General features: G+C 59.3%; 3 protein-coding genes and 1 pseudogene. 1 reads left to right on the top strand and 3 read right to left on the bottom strand.

Annotation, left to right across the window (positions count from 1 at the left end; all coding sequences use genetic code 11):
- Positions 1–221: 221 nt before the first annotated feature.
- The 3 genes and pseudogenes from ACP15S_RS17335 to ACP15S_RS17345 form a co-directional block, all read right to left on the bottom strand.
- On the bottom strand, positions 222–3671 hold the full coding sequence (locus tag ACP15S_RS17335; protein WP_425040881.1) for a hypothetical protein: 3450 nt from the start codon (positions 3669–3671) through the stop codon (positions 222–224).
- 57 nt (positions 3672–3728) lie between these two features.
- Entirely contained in the window at positions 3729–6470 is a 2742-nt protein-coding gene (locus ACP15S_RS17340; protein ID WP_425040882.1) for a DUF3427 domain-containing protein, read from the bottom strand.
- 495 nt (positions 6471–6965) lie between these two features.
- Positions 6966–7762 (bottom strand): annotated as a pseudogene (locus ACP15S_RS17345) (IS5 family transposase).
- Between the two features lie 1035 nt (positions 7763–8797).
- Here ACP15S_RS17345 and ACP15S_RS17350 point away from each other — a divergent pair.
- Positions 8798–10470, top strand: a 1673-nt coding sequence (locus tag ACP15S_RS17350; protein ID WP_425040883.1) for an NAD(P)H-dependent oxidoreductase subunit E, incomplete at its 3' end; no start/stop codon positions are given.

A 10470-nucleotide genomic window follows, 5' to 3' on the forward strand; every position in this document is an offset into this window, starting at 1 on the left:
ACGAGAATCGGCGCTGTTGAAACGGCTGCTTGGAATATCTCTTTCCCACCAGTTCTAGGTTTGGGACGGCTGTTTGAGTCGGATGCACGCTTCGAGACCGTCTTGTGCTTGCTATTGGGCTGCCTCCGAACCTTCTCGGCGCAGCCCAATAGCGATTGCTCTGGGCCGAGCGCGTCAACCACGGACGGCCAGTCTTGGTAGGACTCGGAAGAAGTCTCGAACTAATTTCTAGCTTCAAGGATCACAGCAACCCGGCTCAGTACATCGATCGATTGCCCCTCTGACAATGCCGTGCACCGAGCAAAGAGTTTCTGCATCCTTTCATTCACAGCCGAGCGGACATCGTCTGGCTGCTCTTGGAAAGCCCGGTAGATCGCGTCGATCCCAAGGTAGTCGGGTATTTCGCCGCCAGACGCACTCCTTTGGCTAACCGTCTCCTTCGCCTCGATCCAGAAAACATCGAGTTCGTGTGCCCAGGCTTCCGCCAGCTTTTCCAGGGTCGGCAGAGTTAAGGAACCGAAGAGCGCTTGACCAGCATCACCGGTGTCGCGTCCTGATAGGAAACTTGCGAGGGACGCGAGAAGGGAAACTGTTCGAGCTGGCCGAACATCCCAGTGGGTCAGATGCGCAAGGGTGCTGCCGAGCCGGCTGAACGTAGCTGATATCGCGTTCAGTTCTGGACGGTGGCTTTGCATGTCTCGGCGACGCGTTTCGGCATAGGCGGCGGATAGGAGCCTAGCTGCTTCAACCTGGTCGCCAATGATCTCTGCGCGCCCATCGACATCTCGAACGGCAATCAAGCGAGGGGGTAGCACCGTGGGGTCTTGGGGGCTGCCCGTGCGACCGCCCAAGAGGAGGATGGTGACTGGCTCAACTGAGTACAGAAGGCAGAGTTCCGCTCCCCAGAGACCTCGAGGGTTTGCGTTCCAGACCCGGCGCAGAACGTCAGCAGGCAACACACGCCGAAGCTCTTCAAGCTGATCGAAGTAATTGTTGGGGCGGAGGATGCGCGGTTTCTTGACCTGCTCGAGAACAAGATCGGTCAGATCACCGGCAGAAAACTCAACCAACTCTGATGGTAGGTCTTCGGCGCCAACCCCTGACAGGAGAGCTATGCTGGCGACACGAGCGCGCGCCTTGTGATCCGATGACAGAACCAGCCCGGGCAGGTCGAAGGTGTAGTAGTGGATGCGAGAATTGGGACTGTCGATCCGGTCGATCCGGCCCAACCCCTGAATGAGGCTCTTGACGTCGGACGTGACGCCAATGATCCCAAGCGCAGGGGCGATTTGGAGGTTGATCCCTTCCGCCATCTGGAATGTGAGGAACATGGCCCGTGGCTTTAGCGGGTCGACATGTTTCCCATCGATGCCGAAATACTCCTGCGCATCTGCTCCCGATCGGATGTGATGCAGCTTCTTACCGGTCTTGATCCGTGCACCAGGTGCGACCACGAAGACTTCGCGTCCTCTTCCGCGATGCCCAGCAAGAAGCCTGGCATAGACCTCGAGCACGCCGACCCGCTCAGCAAGGAAGATGGCATGGCCGTGCTTTCGAAGGATGTCTCGCATGACGTCGGCCCGGGCTTCATCAATGCTGTCGAGGCTGGGATGATTCAGAAGTCTACTAATCCGGCTACAAATCGGCGTTTCGCTGTCTTCAGATTCGGCATCGACTTCTTCGGGCAATACTCCATCCGGAATAGAAATGCCGCGGGCGTTTTGTTTCTCGGCGCGTCTTAGGTTTTCGCCAATTGATGCTCGCCCTCGCTGATCGGCTTCACTGTCGCGCTCTCTGGCCCATTCTTCGCGTGCAAACGTTATCGACGCGCGCAGCAAAGCGAGGAAGTTCCGGATGTGAATACGCGATTTGTCGTGGAATTTGATTTCTGTGTGGGCAGTGCGTTGGGGATCAGCAGAAACAAGGGTGACCCCAGTCGTGATGCATTCCGCCAATGCCTTGATCCGCTCAATGATTTGGCGCTGCTGATCACTCAGTACCGTATCCTCTCGGTGGCTTCGGATCGTTGGGTAAACGAAAGCACCAGTTTTTCGATCTGGACTCTCCCCAATGCAATCCCGTTGGCGCCGCACGACGTATGGCGCCAGGGCGTCGGCCAAACCCTCCTGAAGCGCACTGATTTGCAGGCCGCCGGTCTCCAGCTGGCGTTCGATGCTGTTGACCTCGACCTGAAGCGCTTCGGCGCTGTCAAACAGATCGTCCTGCACAGTCTGATCTTCGATCCGGCGGTTCACTAGGTCCCGGTGGCGCACGAGCTCTCCCCGCTTTCGGACCTTCGCCATATGTTGGTTGATCTGATCCGTGATGGCCGGAGGCACATAGATCGAGGCACGCTTTTCATGGAAGGCGAGCAAGCCGTCAAGACCCTGATTGCCCATGAGCGTAGCCGACAAACAGGCAGTCCAGATTGCCGGGCTCCGCTCGAAAACGAGCGACCGCGCTGAAGGGGCAAGATATCTGGAGCTCAGCCGGTGGCTTTCATCAACGATCATTGACGCAGACGAGCTAACCGCCCGGTTGATCTCGTCCAATTCCGCAGTCTCTTCCTTACCTCGCCGCGACAGGTGACTGTGCTTGATCGGTTTGAAGTTGGCCGGCGCATTTGTCGTCCAGTTTTTCAAAACACTAGCCGGTATCAGGGCAAGCGATCCAAGCCGCCGTTGATCCGCGCGCTCTCCCCAGGAAAAGACTGTCTGCCCATGGCTGACAGGCAAAACGGTTGCGAGGTGTTTCCCGATGTCTGTCTTGCCGGCACCAGTTGGCGCTTCGACAAAGGCAAAGCCGTGCTCATAGACCGTGCCTGCTGCCTCATAGATAAGATCGGCCTGGAAGGGTTGAGGGGGACGTCCTGCGCTGGTTTCGCCGGCGACACGCCAGGGCGTGAAGTTGGTGGCCTCGTGGACCGTCCTGGCTATAGCTTCCTCAGGCGTCACAAGGCGGATGAGTGAGCGCAGGATTTCCAACGCCGTTTCAGTCCAGTTGCGCCCCATTTCCCAATATTGCTCGGCGGCCGCGCGACGCACATTGGCAAGGTCGGGCCAGGTATTGGCATCGTCCATGAATTCCAGGTTGCGGCGAAGACCATTAATCGAGAAATTAGCGCTTCCCGAAAGCGCAGTCTGCTCGCCCACAAAGAGCTTCGCGTGAAGCATCGATGGCCTGCGTCCCAATTTGGTTTCAGCGAGTTCCGGATCGAAAATTCGGAATTGGATAATTCCACGCTCGATTGCGTCCATTGCAAGAACCGCGCGCAGATCTGCCAAATCAACAACCGAAAAGCCCCTTGCGCCAAGAAAATGCTGGCGTGCTTCTTCGGCCACTGTCCGGCCGCCGCCACCTAAAACCTGTCGTGTTTCAGTATTGGAACCAAAGACAATGCGAATGCTGCCCTCCGGTCGTTTACCAAGGTCATCGACCGTTTCGAGCAAGATGGTCAGAGAGGATAGGAAGTCCTGATAGCCTGTCACGATTAGGCAGCGCGGTTCCGCTAGGACGGACTTGACCAGGCCATTGACAGAGCGGGTTGCATTGTCACCCCAGGCTTCATGTTCGTGCGGGGACGGCGCTTCGGACGTCTTCTCTTCTCGACCGGCATCGCCGGTTCGGGAGAAAAAACGCGAAATCAGTCCGTGCCGCTCCGTGGTTGTCATATGCCGATGTTTTCCTGTGCCTGAGTGGCAACGCTAAAATAAGATTCTTCTAGGCAATTAATCCTGATTTGGAATTCCGAGCTCGGCCCGAAGCTCTCGCGGCGCTGGCGAAGTCAAATCCCATTGCACCTCAATCGGTTTTTCACCTTCCCAACTGATAAACTCAGGCTGTCCGCAATAGATAAACGGATTGACCTTTCCATTCACCTTGTTACCGCGCCGGATGAATAAATGCACTTCATGACCTTCCTCACCGCTGATAATCCTGCCGTGTTTGCTGTCCTGCCGCGTCTGGTTTTGGCTGAACCATTTCAGCCGTGACGGGCTGAGGAATGCATTTTTGTAGGTCAGGTCCTGGGTCGAGACATTGGCGAGAAGGATCATGATCTTCTTTTCGGGCAGCGCCTTCATCCCGGTGCGCCAGACGTTTTGCTTGTACTCTTCGCCAAAGAACTCGGCGATGTCAGGCACGCAATAGCGCTGCCAAAGCTCCAGAGCCTGTGGCTTGCCGAAAAAGGTCGCGGACGCCTCGGCGGCCTCGCGCACGATGGGCGTTTCCGCCAAGCGCCATTCGACCAACTCGCGCACAAGCGGTTCCAACTCGCCGGAGGCGTCAGGTCGCGCCAGCCGTAAGCTGTCGCTGCCCTGCGCCAGGTGCGAGTTGAACGCCAGCTCTGACGCTCCTTCGCTCGGCTGCCGTCCTGCTACCACGTCGCGCAAGCCGGTCAAGGCGGCGCGGGACAAACCCTTGGGCCGTTCTATCTCGCCTAACAAGCGCCCGTGGGTGGCGAAGGGACGTTCGGGCAATGGGTCGCCCATGTCCCGTACGAAGTCGAACCAGCCGCCGTGGCCGGAAGCGCGGGGATCGAAACCGTTACGGAAAACTTCGACCGCGGTGGGACGGATGTCGTTCCGGTCCCGGAAGTCGAGATAGAAGGCTTCGAGCTCAGCCGCGCCCTCTTTCGGGCGGAGGAGATTGCGCAGGATGTCGATGACCTCGAGCTCATAGGTAATCTCGCAGCCTTGGGGCATCTGGAATTCGCCGGCTTGAAGCGCCTCCAGCTTGGTCGAGATCGAGCGTTCCCCTGCGCCCGCCTGCAAAAGGGTCGCGACCTTGGTCAGGAAGCTGCGGTGATTGCCGATGTAGTCGATGACCTGCAGAACCTTACCTTCGACGCGGCGCAGGCCACGGCCGAGCTGCTGCAGCCAGATGATCGCGCTTTCGGTGGGGCGCAGCATCAAGACGGTGCCAATCTCGGGCACGTCCACGCCTTCGTTGAACATATCGACCGCGAAGAGGATGTCGATCTCGCCGCGACCAAGCGCTGCCAGGGAACTTGCTCGAGGCGCGGAGCTCTGGCCCGAATGGACGGCAACAGCGTTTAGGCCGGCCGTGCGGAAGTAGTCCGCCATGTAGTCGGCGTGGCGCATGGAGCAGCAAAAGCCGATCGCGGGGCCGCTTGCACGTTTACGGTATTGATCCAGCGCGTTCAGCGCCCGCGCCTCGGTGGCCAGGGCCGCGTCCAGCGCAGTGGGATCGAACTGGCCGGAGCGCCAGGGGATCTGGGCGTAGTCCACGTCATCCGGCACGCCGAAATAGTGGAAGGGCGACAGATGTCCCGCGTTGATCCCGCGAAACAGGTCGCATTCGTAGACGAGGTTTTCGCCGCAAAGGCTAAGCAAGTCGGCGCCGTCCGTCCGGTCTGGCGTCGCGGTTAGACCCAGCAGGAAGCCGGGCGTGAAATACTCGATCAGGTTCTGATAGGTGCGGGCGGCGGCATGGTGGAATTCATCAACCACGATATAGTTGAAATGGTCCCGGTCGAACTGGCGCAAATGTCCGACGCGGCCCAGCGTCTGGACCGAGGCGAAGAGGATTTCCGCATCCGCTTCTTTCTCGGTGCCCGTGTAGCGACCGAGCTTGGCCTCGGGGCGCACCTTGCGAAAGGCTGCCATCGCTTGGGTCAGGATTTCGTCGCGATGGGCAACGAAGAGGATGCGACCCGTCTTGGCGCGTATAGTGTCGAAGGCGGCGAGCCAGGTCTTGCCCAGTCCGGTAGCCAGCACGACGAGCCCGGCGCGGTGGCCGTTCGTACGGCTCTGAGCAAGTGCCGCAAGCGCCTCCTGCTGGATCGTGTGAGGCCGTGGCGGCGGACCTTCATCGGCGACGACGCGGGCGGTGAACTCAGGCATTGGCCTGGCCCTGCGGCGTTTCGCATAGGCTTCGATCCACGCCGCCGTGAGCGGCTTGACCTCAGGGCGTACCAGCAAGTCATCGAAAGCAGCGGCCACACTGTCCGCTGCATCCTCGGAATGCAGGTTCCATTCCACACCATCGGTCAGCGCCGATTGGGACAGGTTCGAGCTACCAACAATCGCCGCCCCGCGTGCATCGGCGGCGCGGAACAGCCAGGCCTTGGGATGAAAGCTGAGGCCACCCGTCTCGAAAACGAAAAGCTCCGCGCCTTCCAGGTCCAGCAGGCGCGCCAAAGCGGTCGGGTCGGTCGTGTCGAGATAGTCGCCCACCACGATCCTGAGCCGTCCGCCGCGCGCCAGCAGCTCACGGAACCAAGGCTCAAGCAGGGCCACGCCGCTGTCCATGGCGAAGGCAATTGCCAGATCGACCGAGTGCGCGGTGTCCAACCGTTCGGCGAGCAGAGGCAAGAGCGGATCGCGGCCGCCGGTCGTCAGGCGTACGCCACTGGCTTCCCGGAGGTGGAAATGGCCGTGATCGGATGAGGCAACGAAACCAGCCGTGCCGTGACCAAGTGCGGCGCCGACCTCGGCCAGCATGGTCATCTGTTCCGGGCCGGTCAGGTCATCCCACACGGGCACATGCCGAGGGGCGGGGATTAATCCGGCCTCACGGTGCATGCAGATCGGGCAGGTGAGGCGCGGGTTAGTCACACTCGTCCAGATTGATCTTTTCTACTGAGACCATTGGTAATGATCGCCGCTGCCTTGTCCAGGCGCGGGGGCGATGCGGTGCCGGTAAGAGCTGTGATTTCCGGGCGTAATCCCCTTCGAAAAAGTGGGACAAAAATCCGAAAAAATCCAATAAACATGGTGAAAGAAAAAAGTCCCGCCACCTCGTAACTTATTGTAATAAAATCAAAAGTTTATGCTGCCTGGGCGCCATTTAAATCAAGAGAAACAATAGCTTGTGGGATTTCCGCGCTGTGGCGCAAATCGCTTAAAATGCGAAAAAATCCTATCACAGTGTTAGCACAGTTGGAAAATCGTCAGTTAGCACAGTGTGTTGTGAGCGCGGCGCCGTGCACCTAGGGTCAGGATTCATGACCAGTAGATGACTGTGGCAGCGAGGGCGATGGCTGATAGGAAGACCTCGGGACAGCGATCATAGCGTGTCGCGACGCGCCTCCAATCCTTGAGCCTGCCAGACATGATCTCAATGCGGTTGCGCCGTTTGTATCTGCGCTTGTCGTATTTCACGGTCGTCTTGCGCTGCTTCCTACCTGGGATGCAGGCGCTTACCCCTTTGACTTTCAACGCATCTCGAAACCTGTCAGCGTCATAGCCGCGATCGCCGAACAGCCAGGCCGACCTTGGGTAGGTTGCTTAGCAGCGCCCGCGCACCGATGTAGTCGCTAACCTGCCCGGCGGTGACGAACAGGCTGAGCGGTCGCCATTCGCCATTGTCGCTCGAACCAATGGCGCGACATGGCTCATCTGTCGCAGATCGCATACAGTTTGGTAATCATGCCGCCCTTGGTTCGACCGATCAGACGACCAACCCCCCCTTTTTTCGCGGCCATGCTGGTCGCGGTGCGGTGTGCCTTCAGGTAGGTCGCGTCGATCATCACGGTCTTTTTCTCGCCGTGTTCGGCAGCCAGGCCGACCATAATCTGGGCGAAGATACCTTTCTCGCTCCAACGCTTCCAATGGCTGTAGAGCGTCTTGTGCGGGCCGTAGGCGGCAGGAGCGTCCCTCCAGCGCAACCTATTGCGGTTGACGAAGATAATCCCGCTCAACAGCTGTCTGTCATCGACTCGTGGCTTGCCGTGAGACTTCGGGAAATAGGGTTTCAGACGCGCCATCTGCGCGTCCGTCAGCCAGAAAAGATCGCTCATGCCACTGCGCCGTTTTCGGAGCCGGAGAACCACGCAGCGCTCGGGAAATCAATGCATCCTGACCGTAATACGCATTCGGTGCAGTCGTGCGATTGCCCGTTGGACGGCTTTTCGTGAGCTAATCATGAGTTCCTTCGCGCCACTATCGTCGCTGGTTTGACCGGCAGTGCAGCATGGGTTGACAGGCTGCTAAGCGCTGTTGCCACGAGGTGTGCAATCCTTCTCTAGGTGCGGCAGAGTAGTCGTCTGTGTCTGCCTTATTCTAAGCGCCTGCCGGCCGCTGTTCGGGGGCCTTTGAATAGGCCGCATCATCCAGCATGGCTTCTTCCGCGCCGAGTTTACGAACAGATCAGCAATCACTTGGGCGAACACGCCCTTTTCGCACGACCCGTCCTGGCGATTGCGAGTGTCTTGCCCGGATATTTGATTGCAGCCCCATTTAGGGCTCGTAAGGTGTTGGAATTAAGTTAAACAACTCAATGCCGTGTATGCCTATCACCAGCAGGTGATTTGCCTTGGTAAGCGGGAAAAATGGCGCACGACGCGCCACCTGGGCATTGTTCAGATCCGACACGTTGATGAGCTTCTGAGATGCCGAAGAGTTGTTTCGAACGTCGTTGATGGCGTCGCACGTGCAACATCACAATCCAAAGCCAATTGCATTTTCCCGGTGCTCGGCTACTCGGGATACCGCATTGCCTCTGCGTGCGCCCAGTGCTTCCGCATGCATTCCTTCGAGCCTCAAATAGGCGGATGTGTTCCTCTCACGTCACGTGTGGTTCCACGGCGCGGTCAAGCATGTGGTTGCCTCTCATTGAACGCAGCGCGCTGTGGGTTTGAGGGGCAGTGTACTGGCAGCAGTTTTGTCTGGGCCGATCAAATAGTGTTCGGGCTGTGCGATGTTGGCTCTGCCTTGCCCAAAGCTCTGACACACGCGCATTCATGCATTTGCAGGGAATATTCAGTCAAGAAAAACCAATCCCACTGTTGACTGACAGGAAAAAAAATTGAACAAAAAGAATAACGGAGGACTCGATGACAAAACAAGAGAACGCTGGTGTATGGAAGTCAGGTCGGGGACGTGGTCGTGTTACGCCGAAGGGTCGTCAGTATGACGATTTGGCCTTGTCGGATGTTCGGGATCTTTTGGGGGATCGTCCGCGGCGTCGGGATTTGTTGATCGAGCATTTGCATCTTTTGCAGGACGCCCATGGCCATCTGTCGGCGGCGCATTTGCGGGCGTTGGCGGAGGAGATGCGGCTTTCGATGGCGGAAGTTTACGAGGTTGCAACCTTTTATGCGCATTTTGACGTGGTCAAGGAAGGCGAGGCGCCGCCGCCGGCCGTGACGATTCGAGTGTGTGACAGCCTGTCTTGTGAGCTTGCCGGGGCACAGGCGCTCAAGGCGGCTCTGGAAGAGGGTCTTGATCCAGATGAGGTGCGCGTGCTGCGTGCGCCGTGTATGGGGCGGTGTGATACCGCGCCGGTGCTCGAGCTGGGGCACCATCATATTGACCACGCGACGCCTGAGAAGGTGCAGACGGCCATCGCGTCGGGCCAGACCCATGCGCATGTGCCGCCCTATGAGGGGCTGGTGGCCTATGAGGCGACGGGTGGCTATGAGGCGCTCAAGGCGCTGCGGGCGGGCGGCGATTGGGAAGCGGTGCAGGACAAGGTGCTTGCATCGGGGCTGCGCGGGCTTGGCGGCGCGGGCTTCCCCTCGGGCAAGAAATGGGGCTTTGTGCGGGCCAATCCCGGTCCGCGCTACCTTGCGGTGAATGGCGATGAGGGGGAGCCGGGAACCTTCAAGGACCGTTACTACCTCGAGCGCACGCCGCATCTCTTCCTCGAAGGCATGCTGATCGCGGCCTGGGCGGTGGAAGCGGAGACCTGCTTCATCTACATGCGCGATGAATATCCGGCGGTGCTGCATATCCTCGCGACGGAAATTGCGGCGCTGGAGGAGGCCGGCCTGGTGGCGCCGGGGTATATCGATCTGCGGCGCGGCGCGGGCGCCTATATTTGCGGCGAAGAGAGCGCGATGATCGAGAGCATCGAGGGCAAGCGCGGCCTGCCGCGCCACCGCCCGCCGTTTGTGGCGCAAGTGGGTGTCTTCGGTCGTCCGACGCTGGTGCATAATGTCGAGACGCTGCACTGGGTGGCGCGGGTTTGCCGCGAGGGGCCTGAGGTGCTGAGTTCGGTGGAAAAGAACGGGCGCACCGGGCTCAGAAGCTACTCGATCTCGGGGCGTGTCCAGCAGCCCGGCGTCTATCTGCTGCCTGCGGGCTCGACGATCCTGGACCTGATCGAGGCGGCGGGCGGCATGGCGGAGGGCCATGTGTTCAAGGCCTATCAGCCGGGCGGGCCCTCAGCGGGGCTTTTGCCTGCGTCGATCAGTGACGTGCCGATGGATTTTGACACGCTGCAGGCCCATGGCACCTTCATCGGATCTGCCGCCATCGTGATCCTGAGCGATCAGGACAAGGCGCGCGATGCCGCGCTCAACATGCTGCGCTTCTTCGAGGATGAAAGCTGCGGGCAATGCACGCCCTGCCGCGTGGGCTGCGAGAAGGCGGTCAAACTGATGCAGGCGGACAGGTGGGATCAGGGGCTGCTCGAAGAGCTCAGCCAAGCCATGGTCGACGCCTCCATCTGCGGCCTCGGACAAGCCGCTCCAAACCCCATCCGACTCACTATCAAACACTTCAA

It is taken from the genome of Primorskyibacter sp. S187A (assembly GCF_049800955.1).
In the GTDB taxonomy this organism is placed as follows: domain Bacteria; phylum Pseudomonadota; class Alphaproteobacteria; order Rhodobacterales; family Rhodobacteraceae; genus JAKVBH01.

Coding starts and splice junctions, on each gene's coding strand:
- ACP15S_RS17335 (WP_425040881.1), bottom strand. CDS start 3,671: ATGACAACCACGGAGCGGCACGGACTGATTTCGCGTTTTTTCTCCCGA.
- ACP15S_RS17340 (WP_425040882.1), bottom strand. CDS start 6,470: ATGACCATGCTGGCCGAGGTCGGCGCCGCACTTGGTCACGGCACGGCT.